This window comes from Methylobacterium frigidaeris (genome assembly GCF_022179185.1).
Taxonomy (GTDB): domain Bacteria; phylum Pseudomonadota; class Alphaproteobacteria; order Rhizobiales; family Beijerinckiaceae; genus Methylobacterium; species Methylobacterium frigidaeris.
In genome coordinates, this window is the sequence record NZ_BPQJ01000071.1 from 1 (window position 1) to 25,322 (window position 25,322).

24 protein-coding genes are annotated in these 25,322 nt (G+C 70.1%); 11 read left to right on the forward strand and 13 right to left on the reverse strand.

Annotated elements, in window-relative coordinates:
• Positions 1–163: 163 nt before the first annotated feature.
• The 8 genes from MFF64_RS34255 to MFF64_RS34290 form a co-directional block, all read right to left on the reverse strand.
• A complete protein-coding gene (locus MFF64_RS34255) occupies positions 164–1,885 on the reverse strand; it encodes a GMC family oxidoreductase (protein ID WP_099901702.1) in 1,722 nt (573 codons plus the stop codon).
• The gene (locus tag MFF64_RS34260) at positions 1,882–2,676 is read right to left on the reverse strand and encodes an ABC transporter permease (protein ID WP_238193583.1); all 795 of its coding nucleotides are present in this window, start codon (positions 2,674–2,676) and stop codon (positions 1,882–1,884) included. Before MFF64_RS34260 ends, MFF64_RS34255 begins: the two co-directional genes overlap by 4 nt.
• A gap of 2 nt (positions 2,677–2,678) precedes the next feature.
• Positions 2,679–3,548: an ABC transporter permease gene (locus MFF64_RS34265; protein WP_099902228.1), complete on the reverse strand. Its 870-nt coding sequence runs from the start codon at positions 3,546–3,548 to the stop codon at positions 2,679–2,681.
• Between the two features lie 248 nt (positions 3,549–3,796).
• The gene (locus MFF64_RS34270) at positions 3,797–4,852 is read right to left on the reverse strand and encodes an ABC transporter substrate-binding protein (protein WP_238193584.1); all 1,056 of its coding nucleotides are present in this window, start codon (positions 4,850–4,852) and stop codon (positions 3,797–3,799) included.
• Positions 4,853–4,883: 31 nt separating this feature from the next.
• The gene (locus tag MFF64_RS34275; RefSeq protein WP_238193585.1) at positions 4,884–6,185 is read right to left on the reverse strand and encodes an NAD(P)/FAD-dependent oxidoreductase; all 1,302 of its coding nucleotides are present in this window, start codon (positions 6,183–6,185) and stop codon (positions 4,884–4,886) included.
• 2 nt (positions 6,186–6,187) lie between these two features.
• Positions 6,188–6,922 (reverse strand): HAD-IA family hydrolase, encoded by a 735-nt coding sequence (locus MFF64_RS34280; RefSeq protein WP_099901210.1) that lies wholly within the window; start codon positions 6,920–6,922, stop codon positions 6,188–6,190.
• Positions 6,923–6,960: 38 nt separating this feature from the next.
• Positions 6,961–8,085: an ABC transporter ATP-binding protein gene (locus MFF64_RS34285; protein ID WP_238193586.1), complete on the reverse strand. Its 1,125-nt coding sequence runs from the start codon at positions 8,083–8,085 to the stop codon at positions 6,961–6,963.
• 103 nt (positions 8,086–8,188) lie between these two features.
• Entirely contained in the window at positions 8,189–9,139 is a 951-nt protein-coding gene (locus MFF64_RS34290; protein WP_099907382.1) for a LysR family transcriptional regulator, read from the reverse strand.
• 188 nt (positions 9,140–9,327) lie between these two features.
• Between MFF64_RS34290 and MFF64_RS34295 the strand changes: the two genes are divergently transcribed.
• The 4 genes from MFF64_RS34295 (at position 9,328) to MFF64_RS34310 (ending at position 12,616) form a co-directional block, all read left to right on the forward strand.
• The gene (locus MFF64_RS34295; RefSeq protein ID WP_099907372.1) at positions 9,328–9,723 is read left to right on the forward strand and encodes a carboxymuconolactone decarboxylase family protein; all 396 of its coding nucleotides are present in this window, start codon (positions 9,328–9,330) and stop codon (positions 9,721–9,723) included.
• Between the two features lie 4 nt (positions 9,724–9,727).
• Complete coding sequence (locus tag MFF64_RS34300; RefSeq protein ID WP_273557200.1) at positions 9,728–10,669, forward strand: NAD(P)-dependent oxidoreductase; 942 nt, start codon at positions 9,728–9,730, stop codon at positions 10,667–10,669.
• 23 nt (positions 10,670–10,692) lie between these two features.
• A complete protein-coding gene (locus tag MFF64_RS34305; RefSeq protein ID WP_099907376.1) occupies positions 10,693–11,523 on the forward strand; it encodes an N-acyl homoserine lactonase family protein in 831 nt (276 codons plus the stop codon).
• Between the two features lie 64 nt (positions 11,524–11,587).
• The gene (locus tag MFF64_RS34310; RefSeq protein WP_207768231.1) at positions 11,588–12,616 is read left to right on the forward strand and encodes an ABC transporter substrate-binding protein; all 1,029 of its coding nucleotides are present in this window, start codon (positions 11,588–11,590) and stop codon (positions 12,614–12,616) included.
• Here the strand turns inward: MFF64_RS34310 and MFF64_RS34315 are convergent, their stop codons facing one another.
• The 4 genes from MFF64_RS34315 to MFF64_RS34330 form a co-directional block, all read right to left on the reverse strand.
• A complete protein-coding gene (locus MFF64_RS34315; RefSeq protein WP_099907378.1) occupies positions 12,617–14,341 on the reverse strand; it encodes a cache domain-containing protein in 1,725 nt (574 codons plus the stop codon). It lies immediately after the preceding gene.
• Positions 14,342–14,366: 25 nt separating this feature from the next.
• Complete coding sequence (locus tag MFF64_RS34320) at positions 14,367–15,068, reverse strand: SCO family protein (protein ID WP_099907386.1); 702 nt, start codon at positions 15,066–15,068, stop codon at positions 14,367–14,369.
• Positions 15,069–15,073: 5 nt separating this feature from the next.
• Positions 15,074–16,393: a methanethiol oxidase gene (gene mtoX / locus MFF64_RS34325; RefSeq protein ID WP_099907380.1), complete on the reverse strand. Its 1,320-nt coding sequence runs from the start codon at positions 16,391–16,393 to the stop codon at positions 15,074–15,076.
• Positions 16,394–16,862: 469 nt separating this feature from the next.
• A complete protein-coding gene (locus tag MFF64_RS34330) occupies positions 16,863–17,801 on the reverse strand; it encodes a LysR family transcriptional regulator (RefSeq protein ID WP_238193587.1) in 939 nt (312 codons plus the stop codon).
• A 111-nt stretch (positions 17,802–17,912) separates the two neighbouring features.
• Between MFF64_RS34330 and MFF64_RS34335 the strand changes: the two genes are divergently transcribed.
• From MFF64_RS34335 to MFF64_RS34365, 7 genes are all read left to right on the forward strand, one after another.
• The gene (locus MFF64_RS34335; protein ID WP_238193588.1) at positions 17,913–18,218 is read left to right on the forward strand and encodes a Dabb family protein; all 306 of its coding nucleotides are present in this window, start codon (positions 17,913–17,915) and stop codon (positions 18,216–18,218) included.
• A gap of 2 nt (positions 18,219–18,220) precedes the next feature.
• Positions 18,221–19,285: a maleylacetate reductase gene (locus tag MFF64_RS34340; protein WP_238193589.1), complete on the forward strand. Its 1,065-nt coding sequence runs from the start codon at positions 18,221–18,223 to the stop codon at positions 19,283–19,285.
• A 56-nt stretch (positions 19,286–19,341) separates the two neighbouring features.
• Complete coding sequence (locus MFF64_RS34345) at positions 19,342–20,226, forward strand: intradiol ring-cleavage dioxygenase (protein WP_238193590.1); 885 nt, start codon at positions 19,342–19,344, stop codon at positions 20,224–20,226.
• A gap of 93 nt (positions 20,227–20,319) precedes the next feature.
• Positions 20,320–21,603 carry an MFS transporter gene (locus MFF64_RS34350; RefSeq protein WP_238193591.1) on the forward strand — a complete coding sequence of 428 codons (1,284 nt, stop codon included), beginning with the start codon at positions 20,320–20,322 and terminating at the stop codon, positions 21,601–21,603.
• Between the two features lie 11 nt (positions 21,604–21,614).
• Positions 21,615–22,508, forward strand: coding sequence for an NAD(P)-dependent oxidoreductase (locus MFF64_RS34355; protein WP_238193592.1), 894 nt, complete (start codon positions 21,615–21,617; stop codon positions 22,506–22,508).
• A gap of 3 nt (positions 22,509–22,511) precedes the next feature.
• Entirely contained in the window at positions 22,512–22,811 is a 300-nt protein-coding gene (locus MFF64_RS34360) for a YciI family protein (protein WP_238193593.1), read from the forward strand.
• A gap of 51 nt (positions 22,812–22,862) precedes the next feature.
• Positions 22,863–23,285: a group III truncated hemoglobin gene (locus MFF64_RS34365; RefSeq protein ID WP_238193594.1), complete on the forward strand. Its 423-nt coding sequence runs from the start codon at positions 22,863–22,865 to the stop codon at positions 23,283–23,285.
• A gap of 374 nt (positions 23,286–23,659) precedes the next feature.
• Here the strand turns inward: MFF64_RS34365 and MFF64_RS34370 are convergent, their stop codons facing one another.
• Positions 23,660–24,931 carry an adenylate/guanylate cyclase domain-containing protein gene (locus MFF64_RS34370; protein WP_238193595.1) on the reverse strand — a complete coding sequence of 424 codons (1,272 nt, stop codon included), beginning with the start codon at positions 24,929–24,931 and terminating at the stop codon, positions 23,660–23,662.
• Between the last annotated feature and the right edge of the window lie 391 nt (positions 24,932–25,322).

The window sequence follows — 25,322 nt, forward strand, 5'->3', positions numbered from 1 at the left end:
CGTCAGGCTCATAACCTGAAGGTCACAGGTTCAAATCCTGTCCCCGCAACCAAACCAAAAATGAAAGCCCGCAAGGTTCTATGCCTTGCGGGCTTTCTTGTTTTCGTTGCCCCTTTTCCGGGCGACAATTGTGTTCCAACAGGTCCGTTCGTCGGGCGAGGTACTAACGCTGGGACGGAGCGGACTCGTCCCTCCGGATCAGGTCGGCGACGCGCTCGGCCATCATCACGGTTGGAATGTTGGTGTTGGCCCGGGGGATCGTCGGCATCAGGGAGGCGTCGCAGACGCGAAGGGCCTCGATGCCGCGCACCCGGGCCGCGCCGTCGCAGACGCTCATCGGATCGTTCGCCGCGCCCATGCGGCAGGTGCCGGACGGGTGCCAGGTGCCGCCGACCTCGGCGGCCACGAAGGCCTTCAGAGCCCTCTCGTCGGCCAAGAGGCCGTCGAGGGTGACGCCCTGCGTGACGAGGCCGTGGATCAGTGCCGCCCGGGCTGGGCCGGCGGCGTCGAGGAGCCCCGACAGGATCCCGCGCTGCGCGGCGGGCCAGGGCTTCGGCGCCGCGGCCCGGGCGACCCGGGGCGAGTAGCTCGCCGGGAAGACCGGGCCGCGATACGTCGCGAGGGCGGGATCGCGCAGGGCCCGGGCGCCGCGGCGGACGGCGTCCGTCAGGCGGGCGAGGTCGCGGCGATCGGACAGCATGCGGAAATCGACCTGCGGCTCGGTCCGCGGATCGGGCGAGGCCAGAACAACCTCGCCCCGCGAATACGACTTGTTGACCCAGAAGAAGATGCCACCGATGCGCGTCCCGAGGCTGTGCCAGCCCGTCCGCGACAGGATCGCGCCATGCATGTCGCCCTCCGGTGTGCCGGGCAGGCCCGAGGAGTAGCGCAGGATCGCCTGCTCGTGATGCTCGCCCGGGTCGCGAACCCGACCGGCGCGGGTCAAGTAGGTCGAGACCGCGATCGAGGGGTGCTCCATCAGGTTGCGGCCGACGCCCGGACGATCGGCGACCACCGGCAGGCCGTGCCGGCGGAGCGCGGCCCCGGGCCCGATGCCGCTGCGCAGGAGGAGGGCCGGGCTGTGAATCGCGCCCGCCGCCACCACGACGTGGTCGGCGGGAATCGTCTCGGGCGGCCCGCCGGCGAGGGGCGTCACCGCGGCGCCGACCGCTCGCCCGCCCTCGAACAGAACGCGTTCGGCGAGGAGGCCGGTGCGCACGAGCAGGTTTGCCCGCGCCCGCACCGCCGGCGTCAGATAGGCCACGGAAACCGGCACCCGCTCGCCCGCATCCGAGATCGCCGTCGTGCCGACATACACCCCGTCCCGCCAGGGCCCGTTCTGGTCGGCCCCGGCCGGGTGCCCTTGAGCCTCGAGCGCCCGCATCGTCGCGGCGACGAAGGGGGAGAGCTGCTCCGGCGCCGCGCGGCGGATCGGCAGGGGCCCGTCCCGGCCGTGCAGTGGCCCGTCGCAATCGCGATCGGCCTCAAGCTTGCGGAAGTAGGGCAGGCAGGATTCCCAGGACCAGCCCTCAGCGCCCAGCGCGCCCCATTCGTCGTAGTCGCCAGGCGCGCCGCGATTCGCCATCATGGCGTTGATCGCCGAGCCACCGCCGAGGCGCCGCGCCTGCTCGTAGCGCCGCGGCGCCGGCGTGTCTGGCCGGTTGCCGGCGGGCGCGCCCATTCGGGCCGTCAGCGCCGGCCAGATGTTGCGTGGGTCGAGATAGGCCCGGCCCGGGTAGCGGCTGCGGATCTCCGGCGGCATCGTGGCTTCGGTCAGGTCGTTCCCCGCCTCCACCAGGGTGACGCGGAACGACGGCTCTTCGGAGAGCCGCGCGGCGAGCACGCAGCCGGCCGACCCGCCGCCGAGGATCAGGATCGCGGTCATGGGCCGGTGCGCGACTGGCGGGCGCCGAGGCTCGCCAGCACCACCACGATCAGCGAGGCGGCGGTGAGAAGTGAGGAGATCGCCGCGATAGTCGGGTCGATCTCGTCGCGGAGCGCCGTGAACATCCGCTTCGTCAGGGTCTGGTTCTGGCCGCCGGCGATGAAGATCGCCACCACGGTCTCGTCGAGGGCCGAGATGAAAGCGAACAGCGCGCCCGAGACCACGCTCGGCCGGATCTGGGGCAGGGTGACGGCGAAGAAGGCGCGCAGGCGGTTCATGCCGAGGCTGCGCGCCACCATCTCCTGCGCCGGATCGAAACCGCGCAGCCCCGCCAGCACCGAGGTGACGACGTAGGGCGTCCCCAGCATGATGTTGGCCAGGATCAGCCCCGGCATCGTGGCGAGGAGCCCGGTTCTGGCAAAGACGAAGAACACGCCGATCGCCGTGATCACGATCGGCACGATCAGCGGCAGGAGCAGGATGACGGTGAGGCTGCGGGCGAGACGCGATCCGCTGAGGGTGAGCGCGTAGGCCGCGGCCGTGCCGATCACCGTCGCCCCGAGGGCGGTGGCGAGGGCGACCCCGAGGCTGACCCGCGCCGCCTGCATCCAGGCGGGGTTGCCGAAGAACGCCTCGTACCAGCGCAAGGAATAGCCCGGCGGCGGGAAGGTGAGGAACCGCGCGTTCGAGAACGACATCGGCACCACGATCAGGATCGGCAGGACCAGGAACAGCAGCACCAGGGTGACGAGGGTGCCGAGAGCCAGACGGGCGGAGAGGGGGGCCTGCATGATCAGCGCGCTCCCATGATCCGCTCGACCGGGACCACCCGGGAGGCGAGCCAGAACAGGGCCGCCACGCAGAGGAGCAGCACCACGCCGATGGCGCTCGCCGCGCCCCACTGGTTGTAGATCTCGACGTTGCGGCTCACCAGCATCGACACCATGAAGGTGCGCCCGCCGCCGAGCAGTTCCGGGGTGATGTAGAAGCCGAGGGCCAGGACGAAGACCAGGACCGTGCCGGCGACGACACCCGGCATCGAGAGCGGCAGGAACACCCGGAAGAACACGTGGGCCGGGCCACCGCCGAGGCTGGCGCCGGCGAGCAGGAGATCCCGGGGGATGCGCTGCATGGTGGCGTAGAGCGGCAGCACCATGAACGGCACGAGGATGTGCAGGGTGGCGAGCACCGTGCCGAACTCGTTGTTGATCAGGGCGATGGGCTGATCGGTGAGACCGAGCCCCTGGAGGGCGGCGTTGACGAGGCCGCGGCGCTGCAGCAGCACCATCCAGGCATAGGCGCGCACCAGCACGCTGGTCCAGAACGGCAGGATCACGAGGCCGAGCACCACGACGCTCCAGCGCCGCGGCAGGGTCGCGGCGGCGTAGGCGACGGGATAGCCAAGGCCTAAGGCCAGCACCGTGACGATGAGGGCGATGCGGAAGGTGAGAAGGAAGCTGCGCCAGTAGATGTCCTCGGCGAGGAAGCGCCGGTAGTGCTCCAGGCTGAACGCGCCGTCGGCAGTGACCGACTGCACGGCGAGCCAGGCGAGCGGCACCACGAGCAGCACCGTGACCACCGCGAGGGCGGGGAAGAGCAGCGCGAGGACGAGGAGGGCTTCGCGCCGCTCGTGCCGCCGCAGGTCGGTGCCGGGGTGGGTCATGGCGGGGTGTCCGGTGCGATGAATCGGCAGGACGAGGGCGTAGGATGCGGGAGGGACGCCGCTTCAGATCCTCCCCCCGTCCGCGGGGGAGGGTGGCCTACGGATTAGGCCCGGAGAGGGGCAGCGCGACGCTTCAGGATGGGGTGCCCCTCATGACGCGAGCGACCTTTCCGGAAGCGGCGTCCCCTCTCCCGCCCTGCTTCGCAGGGCACCTCCCCCGCAGAGGGGGGGAGGGTTCAACGGCAGCGCTACTTCTTCTGCACGAAGTCGGCCCAGCGCTTGAGCGCGGCGTCGCCGGACTCGGAGGTCCACCACTCGGCCGAGAGCACCGCCTGCTTCTTCGCGTTGTCGGGGGAACTCGGCAGCTTGGCGGCGAGCGCGGCCGGGATGATGCCGGTGTCGAAGGCTGCGGGGTTGCCGGGGCCGTAGGGGATGTTGAGCGGCAGGTTGGCCTGGAGCTTCGGGTCGATCGCCTGGTTCACGAACTTCACCGCGGTGGCGAGGTTCGGGGCGTTCTTCAGGATGCAGAGCGAGGTGTTCTGCAGGATGCCCTGGTTGTAGGTGTAGTCGGCATCGGCCCCGGCTTCGATCACCGCGGAGACGCGGCCGTTCCAGATCATCTCCATGTCGACCTCGCCGCCCTGGATCAGCAGGGCCGATTGACCGCCGGAGGTCCACCAGACGCTGATATGCGGCTTGATCTCTTCGAGCTTGCGGAAGGCGCGATCGACGTCGAGGGGATAGAGCTTGTCCGGCGCGACGCCGTCGGCCATCAGCGCGGCCTCGAGGGTCGCAAAGGGATGGTTGCGCAGGGCCCGGGCGCCCGGGAACGTCTTCACGTCCCAGAAATCGGCCCAGCTCTGCGGCGGGTTCTTGCCGTACTTGCTCTTGCTGTAAGCCAGAACGCTCGAATAGAACTCGTACGGCACCGAGTACTCGGTCTTGTAGGCGGCCGGGATGGCGGCGGCGTTCGGGATCTTCGAGAAGTCGAGCTTCTCGATCAGCCCGGCCTTGCCGCCGCGCACGCAATCCTGGGTCGGGGTGTCGACCACGTCCCAGGTCGGCTTGCCGGTGGCACCTTGCGTGCGGATCACCGGCCAGGCATCCGGGGCGCTGTCCTGGTTGATGGTGATGCCGAGCGCCTTGGCGGCCGGATCGAGGATCGCCACCGTCTGGGCCTGCTGGTAGGCGCCGCCCTGCGACACGAAGGTGATCTGTTCGGCGGCGAGCGCCGATCCCGCCGCGCCGACGAGGCAGGCCAGGACGGTGGTGCGCAGGACGGTTTTACGAACGAGCGACGCCATCTCGACTTCCCCTCTGTGGTGAGGCCGCGCTCTAGCGGCCGATCGCGTCCAGGAACTGGTACCAGCCGGCGACGAGCCGGATCGCCGGCTCGCGCAAGCCGTAGAACGGCACAGGCTTGAAGCCGCCGGCGCCGAGGAGCGCGACGTCCGGGCTCTCGCCGAGGGCGAAGGCGGCCGCCAGGCCGCCCAGATGGGTCGACATCGCGACCCCGGCGCCGTTGTAGCCCATGGCGAAGCTGACCCGGTCGTCGAGCCGGCCGACATGCGGCAGGGCATCGAGCGTCATGCCGACGAGGCCCGACCAGCGATGGGCCACCGGCGTATCGGCGAGCGCCGGGAAGGTGCGCACCATCGCCCGCCGCAGGGTGGCGAAGGCGGCCTCGGAATCCTCGCGCCCGAAGGCGCCGCGGCCGCCGAACACCATCCGGCCATCGACCATGCGGAACCACCGCATCATCCGCCTCGTCTCGACGTAGATCCGCCGGCTCGGCAGGATCGCGGCGCGCAGGTTGTCGGACAGCGGCTCGGTGGCGAGGATCGCGCTGCGGAACGGGATCAGGCGGGTGCGCAAGGGAGCCGCCGCCCCGGTCAGGTCGGTGTAGCCGTTCGTCGCCACGATCACCTGGCGCGCCCGCACCGAGCCGCCCGGCGTCTCGACCCGGATGCTGCCCGCTTCGCGGTGGAGGCGGAGGGCGGGGCTCGCCTCGTGGATCGCGATGCCCTTGGCATCGACCGCCCGGGCGAGGCCGCGCGCGTAGTTGAGGGGGTGCAGGCCGCCGGCCTTCGCCGAGAGCACGCCGCCGACGAAGTCCTTCGAGCCGGTCTCGGCCTCCACCGCCTCGCGGGACAGCTCGGTGACGGACGCGTCGCCCATCTCCCGGCGCATCCACTCCATGTCGGCGATCGTGGCCGCCAGGGTATGGGGGGTGTGGGCGCATTTGAGCTGGCCGACCCGGGCGTAATTCGCCTCGGCAATGCCGTGCTCGATGATCATCCGCTCCAGGGTCTCGACGGAGGCGTAGGCGATGGCGTGCATGCGCTTGGCCACCGCGATCCCGTGCTGGCCCGCGATGGCCTGGAACGAGGGGCGGAACTTCGCCGAGACGACGCCGCCGTTGCGCCCGCTCGCGCCCCAGCCGATCGTGCTCGCTTCGAGCACCACCGCCCGCTCGCCGCGCTCGGCCAGCGCCAGGGCCGCCGAGAGGCCGGTATAGCCGCCGCCGATGATCGCGACGTCCGCCTGGACGTCGCTCTCGAGCGGCCCGAAGCGTCCGGCTGGCGCCGCGCCGGCGGCCCAGAGGGAGGCGACCGGAGGCTTCGGGAAGGCGGTCATCGTCAGGCCGCCCGCCGGGCGCCGGCCGCGAAGGCCGCATCGACGGCGTCGGCGAGCTTTTCCAGCGTCGGGAAGTGGTAGTCCGGCGTGGTCAGCCGGGCCGGCTCGGGCGTGCCGCCGAAGCCCACGAGTCCCTGGCGGCGCTCGATCCAGCACACCGAGTAGCCGAGGTCCCGGGCGACGCCGATGTCGTGGTACTGGCTCTGGGCGACGTGGAGTATGTCGCTCTGCTTGTAGCCGAAGGCCGATTGGCGGCCGCGGTTGAAGGCGAAGAATTGCGGATCGGGCTTCGCCACGCCGGCCTCGTCGTAGGTGACGCTGTCGTGGAAAGGATTGCCGAGGGTGTGGGAGTAGAACGAGAACGCAGAGCGGTCGGCGTTGGTCATCGCGACGAGGCGGTAATGCCGGCGCAGGCGCTTCAGCGCCGCCACCGAATCCGAGAAGGCCGGCCAGCGCAGCACCGAGAGCTGGAAGGCGTCGGCGTCGGAGTCGGAATCCGGGAAACCGAACTCCCTCGCGACGTGGCGGTAGACGTCGGCGAAGACCTCGCTCGAGCGCTCGTAGTTCAGCTCCCGGCCCTTGAGGTAGGAGGCGAAGATCCGGGCGTCGCTCAGTTCCTCGTGGCTGCGGCCCGAGACGGCGCGCATCTGGTCGAGGATGCCCTTCTCGAAGTCGATCAGGGTGCCGACGACGTCGAAGGTGAGGACCTTGAAGCTGTCGAGGGAGGGGGCTGGCATGGACGGGGTCTCCGAAGGATCGAGGATGGGGAGGGGGCTCAGGCCGATTCCGCCGGGACGATGATCGTGTCCTGCGGATGGATGAGGGCGGTGAGGGGCGCGCCGGTGGGCGGGATGGCGCGGCGCCCCGCATGGTGGGCCGGCTGGCGCAAGGAGATCTCCGGGCCGCCGTCGAGGGCGAGGAAGACCTTCAGGCTCTCGCCCTGGTAGACGATGTCGGTCACGCGCCCGGTGAGCCGATTGTAGCCGTCAGGCACGCTGTCGCCGGCAGCGATGAGCTTCTCGGTCTGGAGCGCCAGGAGCAGCGCGGCGCCCTCCGGGAGCGGCCGGGCGCTGCGCAGGGTGGCGGCGCCGAGGGCGACGCTGTCGGGGCCTGAGCGGGTCACCGGCACCAGGGTCGATTCTCCGATGAAGCTCGCCACGAAGGCGCTCGCCGGCCGGTCGTGCAGGCGCTCGGGCGTGTCGACCTGGGCGAGGCGCCCGCCGCGCAGGATCGCGATGCGGTCGCTCATCGTCAGCGCCTCGCGTTGGTCGTGCGTGACGTAGATGATGGTGGCTTCGAGCTGGCGGTGCAGGCGGCGCAGTTCGATCTGCATCGACTCGCGCAGCTGCTTGTCGAGGGCCGAGAGCGGCTCGTCCATCAGGATCAGGCGCGGCCGGAACACGATGGCGCGGGCGAGCGCCACGCGCTGGCGCTGGCCGCCGGAGAGCTGCGAGATCGCCCGATCCTCGTAGCCGGCGAGCTCCACCATCGCCAGGGCCTCGGCGACGCGCCGGCCCCAGGTGCCTTTAGGCTCGCGCCGCGCCCGCAGCGGGAAGGCGACGTTCTCGGCCACGCTCAGATGCGGGAAGAGCGCGTAGTTCTGGAACACCACCCCGATGCCGCGCTTGTGCGGCGGCACGAACGTCACGTCGGCCTCGCCGAAATGCACGCTGCCGGAGGAGGGCACCGTGAAGCCGCCCAGGATGCCGAGCAGCGTGGTCTTGCCCGAGCCGGAGGGCCCGAGCAGGGAGAGGAACTCGCCCGGCGCCACGTCGAGGGAGACGTCGTCGAGGGCCGTGAAGGCGCCGTAGCGCCGGGTCGCGTTGCGGATCGACACCCCGATGCTGCCGCCGGAGAGCGGTCCGCCGTTCACGCCCGAGTTCGATCCCGCTGCCGCCATCGTGCGCTGTCGCCTTCGCGTCCGGTGCCATCGACCGGGGAAAGCTCACAAAAGCGGCGCCGCGGTTCAATGTCGAAAAAATCCGCAGGCCCATAACCGAGGGTTATGAGGTTTCGAAGCAGGCCCGCGTCAGCCCGAGTTCCGGATACAGCCGGTCGACCCGCGCGACGTCGGCCCGCATCTCGGCGACGAGCCAGTCGCGCACGGCGGTGACGGAGCGGCGCAGGGGCCGTGAGCGCAGGTGGATGAGCTGGCACACTCGCGCGGTGCGGGTGAGACGCCCGGCGGCCGGCACGAGGTCGCCGGTCGAGAGCCAGTGCGAGACGACGCTCATCCAGCCGAGCGCGACGCCCTGGCCCAGGAGCGCGGCCTGGAGCACAACGGCGTAGTCGGAGAAGTTGAGGGAGGCGCGCGAGCCGTTCCAGTCCGGCCCGGGATCGACCCCGCCGATCCACATCGGAGAGGTGGCGGTGAGGTTGACGAAGGTGGTGCGGCCGTCGGGATCGGCCTCCCGCCCGGCGCGGTAGGCCGGGCTGCAGACCGGCAGCATCACCTCGTTCATCAGGAACAGCGCCTCGTGGTCGAGGTCCGGCCCCTCGACGAAGCGCATGCCGAGATCGACGTCGTCGACCGGGCCGGCGAGCGCCCCCGGGATGAGCTGGAAGCGGAAATCGACCGCCGGAAACGCCTCCTGCAAGGTGTTGATGCGCGGCATCAGCCAATGGGTCGTGAAGGCGGAGGACAGGGAGAGCGTGACCGTGTCGATGCCGGTGCGGCGGATGTCGATCTCGCGCAAGGCGGCCTCGATGCCCCGGAATCCGTCCGCCACCCGCCGGTAGAGGATCGCCCCGTCCTCGGTGAGCGCGATGCCCTCGGCCGAGCGGTCGAGCAGGCGCACGCCGAGATGGCGTTCGAGCTGCGCCATCGCCTTGCTGACCGCCGGCTGGGTCACGTTCAGCTCGGCCGCCGCGCGGGTGAAGCTGGTGTTGCGCGCCACCGCCTCGAACACGAACAGGGCGTGGTTGGAGGGCAGCATGCGGCGGAGCGGGTTCATGATCTCGAATCTCATCGCGTCTCGGCTCGCGGGGCGGCGCACCGGAGACGATCAAGGCCGTTCTGTCGCATCGTCGCGGGCGGTACCATCGGCAGTCGACGTCGCCCGATTTCGCCGCCAGCCCCCGTCGATCTCCACCCGGTTGCCTGCTACCGTCCTGGGAATCAGACGCGTCCAGAGAGGTCACGATGGCCGAGAGCGAGCAGTTCGAGAAGGGACTCGAGGTCCGCCGGGCGGTGCTCGGGCCGGACTATGTCGATGGCAGCCTCGCCAAAGCCGACGACTTCATGATGGCGTTCCAGCGGATGACCACGGAATGGTGCTGGGGCTACGCCTGGACGCGCGACGGGCTGGACCGCAAGACGCGCTCCATGATCAACCTCGCGATGCTGACGGCCCTGTCGAAGCCAGCCGAACTCAAGCTGCACGTCAAGGGGGCGCTGACCAACGGCGTGAGCGTCGAGGAGGTCAAGGAGATCCTGCTCCACGCCACCGTCTATTGCGGCATTCCGTCCGGACTCGAGGCGTTCAAGGCCGCGCACGAGGTCCTCAAGGCCGAAGGCGCCCTCTCCGATAAGACATGACCCGGTGCGCGCCGAGGGAAGACCAGATCGGAACGACGTCATGAGCCTCGACCTGTCATCCGCGCGCATCGCCTTCCTGGGTCTCGGCAAGATGGGGCTGCCGATGGCGAGCCGCCTCGTCGCGGCGGGCTGGACGGTCATCGGGTTCGATCCGTCCCGGGCGGCTTCCGAGGCATTCGCGGCGGCCGGCGGTCGGGCGGCACACTCGGCGAGGGCGGCGGCGGAGCGGGCGAGCATCGTCGTGACGATGCTGCCGGACGGCAAGGCGGTGCGCGCCGTCCTCGCCGGCCCCGATGGCGTCGCCGGTTGCCTCGCCCCTGGCGCCATCGTGATCGACATGAGCTCGTCGGCGCCGGTCGGGACTCGCGACCTCGCGCGGGAGCTGGGCGGTGCCGGCATCGTCCTCATCGACGCGCCCGTCTCGGGCGGGGTGAAACGCGCGGTCGATGGCACCCTTGCCATCATGGTCGGCGGGGACGAGGCCGCCGCGGCCGCGGTGCGGCCGCTCCTGGAGCGCCTGGGCACCTCCCTCTTCGAGACCGGCCCGGTCGGCTCCGGCCATGCCATGAAGGCCCTGAACAACTACGTCTCCGCCGCGGGCCTGACCGCCGCCTGCGAAGCGCTCCGAATCGGCACCAGCTTCGGCCTCGACCCAGAGCTGATGACCGACATCCTGAACGTCTCGACGGGCCGCAACAACTCCACGGACGTCAAGCTGAAGCCCTACGTGATCCCGAAATCCTACACGTCGGGGTTTTCCATGGCACTGATGGCCAAGGACCTGCGCACGGCGGACGAGCTGGCGCGCCACGAGGGCATTCCGGCGCCCCTGTCGCACGCCGTCGCTTCCCTGTGGCAGGACGCTCTCGCGGATCTCGGGGCGGAGGCGGACCACACCGCGATCGACGCGTTCCTGGCGGCGCTGCCGGCCCCGGCGAGGGAATAGCCAATAGAAACAAGGAGGTCGGCGTGTCGGTCTACGAGGTCATCGCGTTGCGCTACGCGACGCACGAGCGCCCGGCATCGGCCAACCTCCTCTACGCGCCGCCCGATGGGGATCCGCACGATGCGCCGATGCCCATCGACTACTTCGTCTGGGTGATCCGCGACGACGCGCGGGTGATCGTCGTCGATACCGGGTTCGACTGGCCCGCCTGCGAGGCCTATGGCCGGACGATGGTGCGCCACCCCCTGGAGGGCCTGCGGACGCTCGGCGTCGATCCGGCGGCGGTGCAGGACGTGATCATCACGCATCTCCACTACGATCACGCCGGCAACCTGCCGGCGTTCCCGAACGCGACCTTCCACCTCCAGGATGCCGAGATGGCCTACGCGACGGGGCGCTGCATGTGCCACGCGCGGCTGCGCGGCGCCTTCTCGGTGGAGGATGTCTGCACCATGGTGCGACGCGTCTACGAGGGGCGGGTCGCGTTCGTTGACGGCAGCGCCGAGATCGCGCCCGGCGTCACGGTTCATGCCGTGCCGGGGCATACGCGCGGGCTGCAATGCGTGCGGGTCGAGACGGCGCGCGGCCCCGTCGTCCTCGCCTCGGACGCCGCCCACTTCTACGCGAACCTCGCCCAGCAGAATCCTTTTCCGATCGTCGTCGATATCGGCGCGATGATGGAGAGCTGGAAAGAACTCGCGCGGCTCGCCGGCGACCCCGAGCGGATCGTGCCCGGCCACGATCCGCTCGTCATGGCCCGCTATCCGCCGCATCCCTCCGTCGAGGTCGAGGCCGTGCTCCTCCACCTCCCGCCACGGGAACCGGCCCGCGTCGACGACGATCGTCACTTCTGAGTTCAGCCTCGACGAAAATTTCCCTATCCTGCGCGGCGTCTCGACGCGTCTCGGATGGCCTGGGATGACGACGCTGCGATCCTTCGGCGATCCACGCTCCGCCCCGCGGGTGAGGCGGCGCGAGGTTCTGGCCTGGCTCGGGGGAACGGTCGCCCTCCCGCGCGCCGCGCGGGCGCAAGCAGATCCAGGCCTGCCCGTCATCGGCTATCTCGGACCCGAATCGCCCGAGCCTTTCGCCAGCCGGCTCGCCGCCTTCCGCGAGGGCCTGGCCGAGGCGGGCGTCGTCGAGGGGCGCGACGTCGCGATCGACTTCCGCTGGGCCGAGGGGCGCTACGAGCGGCTTCCCGGCCTCGCGCGGGAGCTGGTCGCGCGCCGGATCGCGGTGCTGGCCGCGCCCGGCGGCGCGCCCGTGGCACTCGCCGCGAAGGCCGCCACCGCGACGATCCCGATCATCTTCGAGATGGGCGGAGACCCGGTCGCGCTCGGGGTCGTGCAGGACCTCGCGCGCCCGCGCGGCAACGTCACCGGCGTGTCGAGCCTGAGCGTCGAGGTGTCGGGCAAGCGGCTGGAATTCCTGCACGAGGCCGTGCCGGGCGCCACGACCTTCGCGGTGGCGTTCAACCCGACGAGCCCGACCGCGCCCTCGCAGCTGCGCTCCCTGCACGAGGCCGCCGAGACCTTGGGGGTGCAGCTCCGGATCTCGCCGGTCGCCGGCGAGGCGGATTTCGAGCCGATCTTCGCGGGTGCGGCCGCGCGGCGGCCCGGGGGGCTGGTCTTCACCTCCGACCCCTACTTCGCCCTGCGCAGCCGGCTGCTGGCCGCCCTCGCGCTCCGCCACGCCGTGCCGGCGGTCACCCAGACGCGGGACTTCCCCCTCGCGGGCGGCCTGATGAGCTATGGCGGCGACTTCACCCAGACGCACCGGCTGGCCGGCTTCTATACGGGCCGGATCCTCAAGGGCGAGCGGCCCGCCGACCTGCCGGTGCAGCTCGTCACGAAGGTCGAGCTGTTCGTGAACCTCAAGGCCGCCGCCGCCCTCAGGCTGACCGTTCCGGCCTCGCTCCTCAGCGGCGCCGACACGATCCTCGAGTGATCACCGGGCGACGCCGAAGACCGGCACCTCCCGCGTCCATCCCTTCAGCGGCAGCGTGCCGAGGGGCGTGACCCCGCAGCGCCCGCGGGCGGCTTCGGCCAGCGCCGCATCGACCAGGATCTGCGCGTCCGCGGCCTCGGCGCAGAGGCGGGCGGCGAGGTTCACCACCGGGCCGATCGCCGTGTAGTCGTAACGGCCCTCGCAGCCGATCCGCCCGACGGTCGCCGGCCCCATGGCGGCGCCGACGCCGAAGCCGAGGCGAAAGCCCCGGGCGCTCCACGCCGCCGCGAGCGGCCGGACCGCCGCCTGCATGGCGAGAGCGAGCCGGACCGCGGTGATCCCTGGGTCCGGAACCGGCACCGGCGCGTTGATCAGCGCCATCAGGCCGTCGCCCGTGAAGGTGACGAGCGTCGCGCCGTGCGCCGTGATCTCGCCGCCCAGGGCCGCGAAATACTCGCCCAGCACGTCGAGCACCGTCTCGGGCGGCGAGCCAGCCGAGAAGGCGGTGAAGCCGCGCAGGTCGCCGAAGATCACCGCGACCTCGACGCGCCGCCCGTCGAGCACGCCGTCGTCGCCGCAGCGGTCGACCAGCTCCGCGACCTGCGGAGCGAGGAACCGCCTCAGGCGTCCGATGCGCTCCTGCCGCTCCTGCGACAAAGCCAGCTCGCCCGCCATCGCGTTGAACCGGGCGGCGAGCCGGCCGAGCTCGTCCGTCGAGGTGATCGCGATGCGGTGCCCGAAATCCCCGGCGCCGATCCGCTGCGTGCCGTCCTCGAGCAGGCGGATCGGGCCGGTCATGCGCCGCGCCAGACCGTAGGCGAGGGCGGCGGCGAACAGGAGGCCGAGGAGAATCAGTGCGGCGGTGCGCAGGAGCGCGCGCGCGATCGGCCCGAACGCTTCCGCGGCGGGCTGCATCACCACCACCGTCCAGTCGACGCCGGGGACCGGCGCCGTCGCGGCGATCACGCGGCGTCCCAGGCTGTCGAGGCCCGTGGCGATGCCGCCGGCCGCCCGCGCCTCCTCGCGCAGGGTCGCGAGGAGGCGCGCCGCCGGGTCGCCGGCGCCGCGCAGCACGAGGCTGATATCGGGATGGGCGACGAGCCGGCCGGGCCCGTCGAGCACGAAGGCCTGCCCCGTCTCGCCGACGCGGATGCCCGAGATCACGTCCCGGATCAGCTTGAGGTTGATCTCCGCCACCGCCACGCCGACCGAGGCGCGGTTGCCCGCCACCGCCACGGTCATGAAGGGCTCGGAGCCGCGATGATAGGTCACCGGCCCGTACCAGGCCCGGGCCGCTCGGGCCCCCGCCACCGCCGGATCGCCCGAGCGGTCTGCGCCGCTCCCGGCGCGGTTGAGGCTGACGCGCGAGACCTGCAACCGCTCGCGGCCCTCGCCGTCGATCAGGGTGAGCTGCGCGATCGCCGGCACCTGGCGCAGCAGGCGCAGGGCGTCGAGCCGCTGGCGCTCCTCGGCCGCCGGCGTCCAGGGCAGCTGCACCATCCAGCCGAGCTGCTCGCGGATGGTGTCGATGAAGCCCTGGATGCGGAAGGCGGCGTCGCGCGCCTCCAGGCCGAGCAGCGCGTGGAGCTGGTCGCGCCGGTCGCGGTAGCCGAACCAGGCCTCGAGGCCGCCATTCGCGAACAGGGGCAAGGCCACCGCGGTGAACAGCACGACGCAGTACTTCGCGAAGAGCGAGCGGCGCGGATCGGCCGCGAGCTTGACCATGACCTTTCGCCCCTCCCGCCCCCGCTCAGCGGCCCGGCCCGCCTCCGGTGCCGGATCCGTCGAGGAGCAGCGTGCGGATGTCGGTGAGGACCAGGGCGGGCTCGAAGAAGTCGAGGCTGTAGATGTTGCGCACGCGGCCTTCGGGATCGATCAGGAAGGCGCGGAAGACGTGGTTCAGCACCCCGCTGGGTCCGGCATCGACGCGCTGCCCGTAGGCCGCGAGGATCGGCGCGAGCGCGGCCCGGTCGGGCGCCGTGAGGAAGGTCCAGGCGGGCGCGGCTGGATCGGCGGAGCGCCACGCGGCGGCGAAGCTGCGCATCACCTCGGGCGTGTCGTGCTCGGGGTCGAAGCTCAGGGTGATGAGGCGCATCCGGCGCGCCAGGCCCGGGTCCTTCGCGGCGAGGTCCTGCAGCCGCGCCATGTCGGCGCTGGCGAGCGGGCAGACGTCGCCGCAGCGCGTGTAGATCAGCGCCAGCACGGTGACGCCGCGCCCGTCGCCCGGACGGTCCCGGCGCAGGAGATCCACGGTCTTGCCGGCCTCGTCGAGGACGGTGCCGCCCGCCGCCCGCTTGATCGGCGGCAGGCGGTAGCTCCCCGGCGCCGGGATTGGAAAGGCGGCCGCCGCCTCGGGCCGCGGCGCATGGCCCTCATGCGCGAGGGCGTCCTGAGCAGAGGAAGCGACGCTGGCGAGGAGCGCCGCGAGGCCGAGGAGCGAGGCGGGCCGCATCGGCGTCACGGCGCGTAGAGCGAGGCGGCGCCGAACGCCATCATGTGCGGGCGTCCGAGCCGCTCGGCCGTGAAGTCGATCGCGAAGCGCGGCGACAGCTCACGGCCGTTCCAGCCATAGGCCTTGAGGAACTGCTCGTTCTCCGCCCCGGTCTTGTCCCAGTTCGCCAGGAGCGAGCTGGTGTAGTAGATCCGTTTGCCGTCCCAGCTCTGCGAGACCATGTTGAGCTGCGCGCCGATCTTCTTCTCGTAGATCTGTCGCGGCCGGTCGGGATCGGAGACATCGAAGACGCGGGTGGTGCCGTCCATGAAGGTGTCGACGAACAGCGTGCGGTCATCGGCCGAAAGGCTGATGTCGACGGGCACCGGTAGCGTGGCCGGATCGCCGATCTCGGCCACCGGCTTGGCGCTCCAGGCGCCGGGCTCGTCCTCGCGCACCAGCCAGAGCTTCGAGGTCAGCGCGGTCGAGGTGAAGGCGTAAGTGTGCTGCGGCCCCCAGGCCCAGCGGATCTCCAGCGGCACCCCGGGCACGCTCAGCACGGTGCGGGGCTGGCGGGCGTGGAAGTCCCACAGCACCATCGTCTGCCCGAACCGCTTCATCGCCTCGCCGTCCTTCATCAGGTCGCCGAGGGGGCGCATGTAGTTCTCGAGCCCGGTGAAGGACGAGGTCAGCATCACGTTGCGGCGCGGCAGCACGCGGGCGTCGTAGCCGTAGCCGTCGGCCCTGGCCTCGATCCTCGCGCCGTTCGGCTCGGCATCGGTGGGCAGCCAATGCGTCGCGATGTAGTCGCCCTCGTTCGAGTACTCGACGAGCGCCGCCCGGCCGGTGCCGTGCCGGTTCGACAAGCTCGGGATCAGCATGCGGCCGGGCAGGGCGTAGGCCCCGTGCGGGCCGGCCGCGCCGCCGCTCGCCGCGACGAAGTCGTCGATCACCCTGACGAGGCGGGGCTTGGCCGGGTCGGTCGCGACATCGAAGATGAAGATCCGGCTGTCCGACAGGCCAGCGGCCCAGAAATGGCGGCGGTCGTCGGTGAAGCCGCCGTGATGCGCCTCGTGCCGGCCGCCGATCGAGGCGGCATGGATCGGCTTGCCGAAGGTGGGAGAGGTCTCGCGCGCGTCGACCGTGACGAGCTTGTCCGACCCGTCGCCCAACCCCTCGACCCCGAGGGTCCAGACATAGACGAAATCCTCGAGGCCGGTGATCTTCGCCATGTAGGGCGACTGGCAGGTCTCGTCGGAGCGCGCCGGCGCCGCGGCGAGCAGGGGTGCAGCGGAAGCGAGCACGAGGGCGATCCGGCGGCCGGGGATCGGGCGGTTCCGCAGCATAGGCACCTCCTCCTGCTCGTATGACCGATGTCGCGGCGTTTCGTTCTGTCGGCGCTCGACTGTTCAAAACCGCTCGGCGCGCGGTGCGACGTGGCTGCGATCCCGAGCCCATCCATGCTTCGCCCGTTCGGGGCGGCTGTCAATCGATCAGATCAGTACAGCGCCGCAATGCTCGAGCAGATCGACCCATTGCGTATACGTTGCGCTCCGGATCTGCATCTTTCGAAGCCGTGAAATCCCGGCTCTGCTCGGCATGTCCAGTGTGCGCCAGCTTGCGGAAGCAGCACCCTCGCTCACCGGGCCGGCGCGCGGCGCGAGCCGTTCCGGGGCGAGCGATGTCTCACGCGAGCCGCGCTTGGGCCGGATCGCAGATCGGCGAATGGTCCCGGCTGCAAGCTCCCGGGCCGCCCTGGGCTTCCGGGGCACTGCCGTATCGGAGGAGAGGGATCGCGACCCGGCGGACGTCCCGTCAGGAACGGCAGGGCTGCGTCGGCACCTGCGTCCATCGGCCGGCATAGTCGTTCGCCTCGAACTCCGCCGCGATGAAGGCGATGAACGAGCGCACCTTGGCCGAGAGGTGCTTGCGGGTCGGGTAGGCGAAATTGATGCGCAGGCGCGGCAGGTCCCAGTCGTCGAGCACCGGCACCAGGCGCCCGGCCGCCACGTCGTCGTGCACGATGTAGGTCGGCTGCACCAGGATCCCGAGGCCGTTCAGCGCCGCGGCGCGCAGGATCTGGCCGTCATTCGATTCGAGCAGGCCGTGGGCCGGCACCCGCACGGTCTCGCCGCCGCGGGTGAAGCTCAGCTCGTTGGGGTTGTTGGCGTAGACGTAGAGCAGGAGTGCGTGGCGCGCGAGGTCGCGCGGGTGGCCCGGATTCCCGTGTGCGGCGAGGTAGGACGGGGCGGCGGTGAGGATGCGCCGCGTCTCGGCGAGGCGCCGGATGGTGATGGCCCGGTCGGGCTCGAACTCGCGGGTGCGGATCGCGACGTCGATGCCGGCATCGATCAGGTCGACGTAGCGGTTCGAGATCTCGACGTGCACGCGCACGTTCGGGTAGCGGGCATGGTAGGCCGGCAGGCGCGGGGCGATGTGCAGGAGCCCGAAGGACAGGGAGGCGCTGACCCGCAGGAGCCCGCTCGGGTCGAGGGCCGTCCCCGTCACCTCGGCCTCGCTGTCGGCGACGTCGGCCAGGATGCCGCGGGCGCGGGCGAGGAGCTTGGCGCCCTCGTCGGTGAGCGAGAGCGTCCGGGTGTTGCGCCGGACGAGCAGCACGCCCAGCCGCTCCTCCAGGGCCGCGAGCGTGCGGCTCGCAGCGGCGACTGAGAGGCCGCGGGCCTGCGCGGCGCCACTGATGCTGCCGGCCTCCGCCACCGCCACCAGGAGATCGAGCTGGCCGAGCCGGTCCATCCTTTACGCTCCGCGCAAAACTGATTCACGATCGGGCCATCTTATGCGGCGCTCGCGAAAAACTTAAAAATCCTCTCGGCGGTGTCGAAGGGCGCCGCGGGAGGGAAGGCGATGATCAAGCACATCGTGATGTGGCGGGTCGCCGGGACGTCGCCGAACGAGCGGGCGGACAATGCCGAGCGCGTCCGCGCCGCCTTCGAGGGCCTGCGCGGCAAGATCCCGGGTCTCCTGCACATCGAGGTCGGCCTCGACCGCAGCCGGATCGACGAGGCCTGCGACGTAGTGCTCTACAGCGAGTTCGATTCCGACGCCTCCCTCGACCGCTACCGCGACCATCCGGAGCACGGGCGGGTGCGGGCGGAGCTGGAGGGCCTGCGGATCACCCGCCATCAGGTCGACTACGCGGTGGGGGCCTGACCATGGAGCCGTTCCGCTTCCCCGGCCTGCCGGCCCGCGTGGTGTTCGGCCACGGCACCCTGGCGCAGGTCGGCGACGAGATGGCGCGCCTCGGACGCCGGCGCGCGGTGGTGCTGGCGACCCCGCCGCAGCGCGGCCAGGCCGAGGCGCTCGCCGCCCATCTCGGGGAGCGCGCGGCCGGCGTGATCGCCGAGGCCACGATGCACACGCCCGTCGCCGTCACGGAAGGCGCGCTCGCGCGGCTGCGGACCCTCGATGCCGATTGCCTGGTCGCGGTCGGCGGCGGCTCGACCACCGGGCTCTCGAAAGCGCTGGCGCTGCGCACCGATCTCGACCAGATCGTCGTGCCGACGACCTATGCCGGCTCCGAGATGACGCCGATCGTCGGCGAGACCCGGGACGGCATCAAGACGACCCAGACATCCGACAGGATCCGGCCGGAGGTGGTGGTCTACGACGTCGACCTGACCCTCGGGTTGCCGGTTCCCATGAGTGCGACCTCGGGCATGAACGCGATCGCCCACGCGGTCGAGGCGCTCTACGCCGAGGACCGCAACCCGATCGTCTCGCTGATGGCCGAGGAGGCGATCCGGGCGCTCGCACGCGCCCTGCCGGCGATCGCCGCCGACCCGCGGGACCGCGCCGCACGCTCGGACGCACTCTACGGCGCCTGGCTCGCCGGGGCCTGCCTCGGCACCGTCGGCATGGCGCTGCACCACAAGCTCTGCCACGTGCTCGGCGGCACGTTCGATCTGCCGCACGCCGAGACCCACACGGTCGTGCTGCCCCACGCGGTCGCCTACAACGCTCTCGCCGCGCCAGAGGCCATGGGCCGGATCGCCCGCGCGCTCGGGGCGGAGGACGCGGCGCAAGGTCTCTACGACCTCGCCAGGGGGCTCGGCGCCCCGACGGCGCTCGCCGGCCTCGGCATGCCGGAGGCGGGGATCGAGCGGGCGGCGGAGGCCGCGGTGGCGAGTCCCTATCCGAACCCGCGGCCGCTGGCGCGCGAGGGCATCCGCCGGCTGCTCGACAACGCCTATCATGGGCGCCGGCCGGACCCGGCCTGAGCGACGACCGGGCGCGGTCGCCCGCGAGAAGCAGGACCAGACAGGGAGGCTCGCCGATGCGCGACTTCAACGAGCACACCATCACCCAGGCGGTGGTCGATCGCTTCGCCGACACGCCGGATCCGCGCCTGAGGGAGATCGTGACGAGCCTGGTGCGTCACCTGCACGACTTCGTGCGCGACGTCGATCTGACCTTCGAGGAGTGGCAGGCCGGCATCGCCTTCCTGACCCGCACCGGACAGCTCTGCGACCAGCACCGCCAGGAGTTCATCCTGCTCTCGGACACGCTCGGCGTCTCGATGCTGGTCGACGCCATCAATCACCGCATGCCCGAGGGCGCGACCGAGACCACGGTGCTCGGGCCGTTCTACGTCGCGGACGCGCCCGAGAGGCCGAACGGTGCCGACATCTCCGGCCCGCTCGCGGGCACGCCGCTCCTCGTCACCGGCTCGGTCGCCTCCTCCGACGGGCGTCCGCTCCCGGGCGCCACCGTCGATGTCTGGCACGCCGACGAGGACGGCGCGTACGACGTGCAGCAGCTCGACGCCCTCGGCGGGCTCGCCGGCCGGGCGCAGTTCCGCACCGATGCGGAGGGGCGCTTCCACTTCTGGACCATCGTCCCGGCCTGGTACCCGATCCCCGACGACGGCCCGGTCGGCAGCATGCTGCGGGCCACCGGCCGCCATCCGAACCGCCCGGCCCACATGCATTTCATGATCGGGGCGGAGGGGCACGAGACCCTGATCACCCACGTCTTCGCCGCCGACAGCCCGTGGCTCGACTCCGATGCGGTGTTCGGGGTGAAGACCTCGCTCGTCGCCGAATTCGCCGAGCACCCGGCCGGCACCGCCCCGGACGGGCGGGCGATGGACCGGCCCTACCGGCACCTGGCCTACGATTTCGGCCTGAAGGCCGACCCGGTGCAACCCCCGATCACCTGAGATCGCCCGCGGACACGCGCGGACGCGAAGACCGTCACGACCCCGGCCAACGGGGCGAGGGCCACCCCCTGCTATCCAGGAGAGGAGACGACCATGAGCGAGGCAACGACGAGCGCCGCACCGGCCGTACCGGCCGCGGGAGGCGGGACCTGGATCTCGGAGCTCGCACCCAAGGAGAAGCGGGCGCTCGGCGCCTGCGTCGGCGGCTGGGCGCTCGACGCGATGGACGTCCAGCTCTACAGCTTCGTCATCCCGACGCTGATCGCCACCTGGGGCGTGACCCGGGCCGAGGCCGGGGCGCTCGGCACCGCGGCGCTCCTCACCTCCGCCATCGGCGGCTGGCTCGCGGGCTTCCTCGCCGACCGCTGGGGCCGGGTGAGGACGCTCCAGATCGCGATCCTGTGGTTTGCCGGCTTCACCTTCCTGTCGGGTCTCGCGCAGAGCTTCGAGCAGCTCTTCGCCGCCCGGGCCCTGATGGGCCTCGGCTTCGGCGGCGAATGGGCGGCGGGCGCGGTGCTGCTCGGCGAGACCATCCGGCCCGAGCATCGCGGCAAGGCGCTCGGCACCATGCAGTCGGGCTGGGCGATCGGCTGGGGCGCGGCGGCCCTGCTCTACACCCTGTTCTTCTCGCTGATGCCGCCCGAGACCGCGTGGCGGGCCCTGTTCTTCGTCGGTATCGCGCCGGCCTTCCTGGTGTTCTTCCTGCGCCGCTACGTCGAGGAGCCGGACGTCTACAAGGCCTCGCAGGCGCAGATCGCCGCGACCGGCGACAAGCCCTCGTTCCTGGAGATCTTCCGGCCGCCGCTGCTGCGCATCACGCTCCTCGGCGCGCTGATGAGCACGGGGGCGCAGGGCGGCTACTTCGCGGTGACGACCTGGCTGCCGACCTTCCTGCGCACCGAGCGCGGCCTCTCGGTGATGAATTCCGGCGGCTATCTCGCGGTGCTGATCGTCGGCTCGTTCTGCGGCTACCTCGCTGGTGCCTACCTCGCCGACCGGATCGGCCGGCGCGCCACGTTCCTCGTCTTCGCCATCGGGGCCGGCGTGGTGGTGGTGACCTACACGATGGTGCCGTTCGGCGACGCCGCGATGCTGGTGCTCGGCTTCCCGCTCGGCTTCTTCGCCTCGGGCGTGTTCAGCGCCATGGGGGCGTTCTTCACCGAGCAGTTCCCGACCCGCGTCCGCGGCGTCGGCCAGGGCTTCGCCTACAATTTCGGACGGGCGATCGGGGCGGTGTTCCCGACCCTCGTCGGGGTGATCTCGGCGACGATGCCCCTCGGCCAGGCGATCGGGCTGTTCGCGGCCGCGGCCTACGCCACCATGGCGGTGGCGGCGTTCCTCCTGCCCGAGACCAAGGGCAAGGCCCTCACGGCATGATGGAGCCCCGCATGAGCACCGGCTGGATCGGCCTCGGAAAACTCGGCGCGCCGATGGCGCGCCACCTCGCGCGCCACCTCGCGACGGCGGGCTTTCCCCTCCTCGCCCTCGACCGCGATCCCGCCCGGATCGCCGCGGTGCCGGGGGCGCAGGCCGCCGGCCTCGACCGGATCGGAGCGTGCGGGATCGTCATCACCAGCCTGCCCGACGACGCGGCGCTCGCCGCGGTCGCCCTCGGGCCGGACGGGCTGATCGCCCGGATGGCGCGGGACAGCGTGCTGGCCGAGACCAGCACCGTCTCGCCGGAGACGAGCGCGGCCCTGCGCGAAGCGGCCGAGGCGCGGGGCGTTCTTCTCCTCGCCGCCCCGGTCTCGGGCTCGACGGCGACGGCCGAGGCGGCGGCCCTGACGCTGTTCTGCTCGGGGCCCGACGCCGCGCTGGAGCGGGCGCGCCCGCTCCTCGCGACTTTCGCCCGCACGATCCACGCCGTCGGCAGTGCCGAGGAGGCCCGTTATCTCAAGCTCGCCATCAACCACTTCGTCGGCTCGACCGCGCAGATCGCCGCCGAGGCCTTGACGCTCGCCCGCAAGGGCGGCGTCGCCTGGGAGACGATCCTGGCGGTGCTCGGAGCCTCGGTCGCCGCCTCGCCGCTCGTCGCCTACAAGCTCGATCCCTTACGCCGGCGCGACTTCGCGCCCGCCTTCTCGGTCGCGCAGATGCTCAAGGACATGAGCCTCGCCGTCGCCGCCGGCGAGGCGACCGGCGTCGCGATGCCGGTGGCCGTGCTGGTGCGCGACCTCTACGCCGCGCAGGACCGGACCGACCTGCGAGACCTGGACTTCTTCGCCGCCATCCTCGCCGCCGAGCGCGAAGCCGGCCTCGGCGAGCCCGACCGACCGGAGTGATCCATGCCCCACTACGCGATCCACGCCCTCGACCATGCCGGGGCGCTCGACCGGCGCCTCGCCCATTACGACGCGCACAAGGCCTATCTCGGTGGAGAGCTTCCGGTGCGCATCGTGGTCTCGGGTCCGCTGCTCGCCGAGGATGGCGAGACGATGATCGGCAGCCTGTTCGTCGTCGAGGCGCCCGACCGGGCGGCGGTCGAGGCCTTCCACGCCGCCGATCCGTTCAAGGCGGCGGGGATCTGGGCGCGCGTCGAGATCACCGCGTTCCGGATGCGTCAGGCCGCGCTGCCGCCGGGATGAGCCGGCGCCTCATCTCTTGCGGCAGTCCCGGCCGGTGGGCATCTGACGGGCATGGCTCGGACGATTCTGGACGACAGCAGCCTCGCGCCCTTCCTGGCGGCCTTCTACGCGCGCGTCCGCAGCGACCCGCTCATCGGCCCGGTCTTCGCCGCGGCGATCCCGGATGCCGACTGGCCGCAGCACATGGCGACCATCGAGGCGTTCTGGTCGTCGGTCCTGTTCAAGACGGGCCGCTACAAGGGCAACCCGTTCGGCCGGCACCAGGCGCTCGGCGTCTTGCGGCCGGAGCACTTCGCCCGCTGGCTCGACCTGTTCCGGGAGACGGCGGCGGCGCGCTTCGCGCCGGACGATGCCGCCCTCCTGCGGGAGCGCGCCGAGCGGATCGGCGCCAGCCTCAAGGCCGGCCTGTTCTTCCGGCCCGAGGACGCGGGAGCGGCCGCTGCCGCGTCTGGAGCCGGCACACCTGCCAGGTGAGCATCATGCTCGCCATCATGAGGGCGGCGCGCAGGAGGTGGAGGGCCAGGGGAGGAGCAGGGGAGGGACGATGGGCGGAAGCTTGGGGCTGAACCGCCAGCCTCGCCGCCTCCTGCCGCCCGAGCGCATGGACCCGACGATCCCCGGACATGCGCGACACCCCCTATGCTGAACGGGTCCCTGGGGCCTGTGGAGCGAGAGGGCGCCGGCCTTCGGGCGCTGATGGCGCGCACCTTGAGGGGTCCGAACCCGACCAGCTTGACCGTGAGAAGGACTGCTGGGGGTGGCAAGCAGGCTTTGACGCTGTACCCGTAAGCGGACGTTCCACCTCCGACCCGGATCATGCCAAAGGTCGATTTTAACGATTTTTAGTATCAGGCACCAATTGAACATTTGTTTATGCTGTTTTTACTTCGTCCAACGAGAAGATATGTCGGGACGCATCCGATGCCTTTGACATCTCGAAAGCCGTTATCGGACACTTCGTAGCGCGCTGATATGACATCTGTTGTGTCTTTATCCAGCAGGATGCCATTAGGCGGAGCCAGTCCCTCCAGACGACTGGCAAGATTGACCTGCAAGCCCCATGTGTCGAAGACGGGTCGCGAATTTCCGATCACGCCGCTCACCACTCGCCCGGTCGCAATACCAAATCTCAATCTGAGTTCGATGCCTCGGTTCTTTCCCAGCATTGCAACTGCATCTCGAGCATCCAGAGCAAACTCGGCTATCGACGCTGCGTCTTTCTCAAAAGCATCGCCAATCCCCACGGCCGCCATGTAGGCATCCCCGATCGTCTTGATTTTTTCAACGCCGTGGCAGGCGGCAATCGCGTCAAGATGTGTGAATAAATCATTCAGCGTGTCGACTACAAATTCCGGCCTCTGATCCACTGTAAATTTCGTAAACCCCACAATGTCTGCGAACAAGATCGTTACCGGGCTGTTCAAATCCGCAATCCGCCGCTCCCCGGAACGAATCCGGGAGAGTATCGATGCGGGAAGTATATCGCGCAATATTGCATCTAGCTTTGCTCGTTCGCTATCGAGCTTGGCGCGAAGAATGAAGTTGCGCCTTGCGAGGAATTCGATCGTGAAACTCAGAACGAGACCGATTGTGACTGCGTATATCATAATGAAATTTGTGTATGTGTATGCATCGGCGCCGGACGACTTGGCCAAAAGGGCGATGTTAATAAATAATACTTGAAGCAAGCAGCATACGACGACACTCAAGAAGAGCAGTCTTACCGCACAGCACGCATAAAGGAGCGTAAACACAACGCCGCATATATAGGCGTCAAACGCCTTATCGACAAAATACAACACAACAGCAATCGCTACAGCGCTCGGTATCCAGAATATGGGAACCAAAACGAAGAGATGTTTCTTCATTAATGGCATGCTGAACATGGGCACTGCCATGCCACAGGAAAATATTATATAAAGATGATAATAGATAAGAATCCAGAACTCTTCCTTAAATGCAAGCCAATCTGAAATCATCAAAAGCAAATGAAGAGCTACGGTGGCCGTCAGGGCATATTTAAGAGATGTGATAGTTTCTTCAGCGTAGTATTCAAGAAATGGTCTCTCGTCGCTGTCATCAAACCATGGAAATAAAACGCGATTTGACAACATCAGCATCTTGCTTCCCCCATGATCGCTAGATCGCCGATAGACTGATTATGCCAATACGGATCGGGCTATTCCGCAACCAATATACGCCCAGAATTCCGAAGCCGAGTCCAGAGCTGTTCCCGATCGCGACGCGATCGGGAACAGCTCTGAGAGCGTTTAACAGAACCATTTGCACGGCCCGGGGGCGATGATGGGGCAGGTCAAGGTCGTGAAGGCGGTAGGGATGTCGGCGCCCCTCGTAGCGGATGGCCAAGTGGCGGAACTGGATCAACGCGGCACCGGCGGCTTCGTTAGACGCTCTCCATGACTGCCTTGAAGCGGACCTTCACGGGGTCCGCAACGGATCCAGGCTGTGTGAGAACGCGGTTTTGGTGGATGGGCAGGTGAGTGAGCCCTT

Coding starts and splice junctions, on each gene's coding strand:
- MFF64_RS34290 (WP_099907382.1), bottom strand. CDS start 9,139: ATGAACCCGCTCCGCCGCATGCTGCCCTCCAACCACGCCCTGTTCGTG.
- MFF64_RS34365 (WP_238193594.1), top strand. CDS start 22,863: ATGGCTCGGACGATTCTGGACGACAGCAGCCTCGCGCCCTTCCTGGCG.
- MFF64_RS34370 (WP_238193595.1), bottom strand. CDS start 24,931: ATGCTGATGTTGTCAAATCGCGTTTTATTTCCATGGTTTGATGACAGC.
- MFF64_RS34270 (WP_238193584.1), bottom strand. CDS start 4,852: ATGGCGTCGCTCGTTCGTAAAACCGTCCTGCGCACCACCGTCCTGGCC.
- MFF64_RS34295 (WP_099907372.1), top strand. CDS start 9,328: ATGGCCGAGAGCGAGCAGTTCGAGAAGGGACTCGAGGTCCGCCGGGCG.
- MFF64_RS34285 (WP_238193586.1), bottom strand. CDS start 8,085: ATGGCGGCAGCGGGATCGAACTCGGGCGTGAACGGCGGACCGCTCTCC.
- MFF64_RS34255 (WP_099901702.1), bottom strand. CDS start 1,885: ATGACCGCGATCCTGATCCTCGGCGGCGGGTCGGCCGGCTGCGTGCTC.
- MFF64_RS34315 (WP_099907378.1), bottom strand. CDS start 14,341: ATGGTCAAGCTCGCGGCCGATCCGCGCCGCTCGCTCTTCGCGAAGTAC.
- MFF64_RS34350 (WP_238193591.1), top strand. CDS start 20,320: ATGAGCGAGGCAACGACGAGCGCCGCACCGGCCGTACCGGCCGCGGGA.
- MFF64_RS34345 (WP_238193590.1), top strand. CDS start 19,342: ATGCGCGACTTCAACGAGCACACCATCACCCAGGCGGTGGTCGATCGC.
- MFF64_RS34355 (WP_238193592.1), top strand. CDS start 21,615: ATGAGCACCGGCTGGATCGGCCTCGGAAAACTCGGCGCGCCGATGGCG.
- MFF64_RS34280 (WP_099901210.1), bottom strand. CDS start 6,922: ATGCCAGCCCCCTCCCTCGACAGCTTCAAGGTCCTCACCTTCGACGTC.
- MFF64_RS34335 (WP_238193588.1), top strand. CDS start 17,913: ATGATCAAGCACATCGTGATGTGGCGGGTCGCCGGGACGTCGCCGAAC.
- MFF64_RS34275 (WP_238193585.1), bottom strand. CDS start 6,185: ATGACCGCCTTCCCGAAGCCTCCGGTCGCCTCCCTCTGGGCCGCCGGC.
- mtoX (WP_099907380.1), bottom strand. CDS start 16,393: ATGCTGCGGAACCGCCCGATCCCCGGCCGCCGGATCGCCCTCGTGCTC.
- MFF64_RS34310 (WP_207768231.1), top strand. CDS start 11,588: ATGACGACGCTGCGATCCTTCGGCGATCCACGCTCCGCCCCGCGGGTG.
- MFF64_RS34330 (WP_238193587.1), bottom strand. CDS start 17,801: ATGGACCGGCTCGGCCAGCTCGATCTCCTGGTGGCGGTGGCGGAGGCC.
- MFF64_RS34340 (WP_238193589.1), top strand. CDS start 18,221: ATGGAGCCGTTCCGCTTCCCCGGCCTGCCGGCCCGCGTGGTGTTCGGC.
- MFF64_RS34360 (WP_238193593.1), top strand. CDS start 22,512: ATGCCCCACTACGCGATCCACGCCCTCGACCATGCCGGGGCGCTCGAC.
- MFF64_RS34260 (WP_238193583.1), bottom strand. CDS start 2,676: ATGCAGGCCCCCCTCTCCGCCCGTCTGGCTCTCGGCACCCTCGTCACC.
- MFF64_RS34320 (WP_099907386.1), bottom strand. CDS start 15,068: ATGCGGCCCGCCTCGCTCCTCGGCCTCGCGGCGCTCCTCGCCAGCGTC.
- MFF64_RS34265 (WP_099902228.1), bottom strand. CDS start 3,548: ATGACCCACCCCGGCACCGACCTGCGGCGGCACGAGCGGCGCGAAGCC.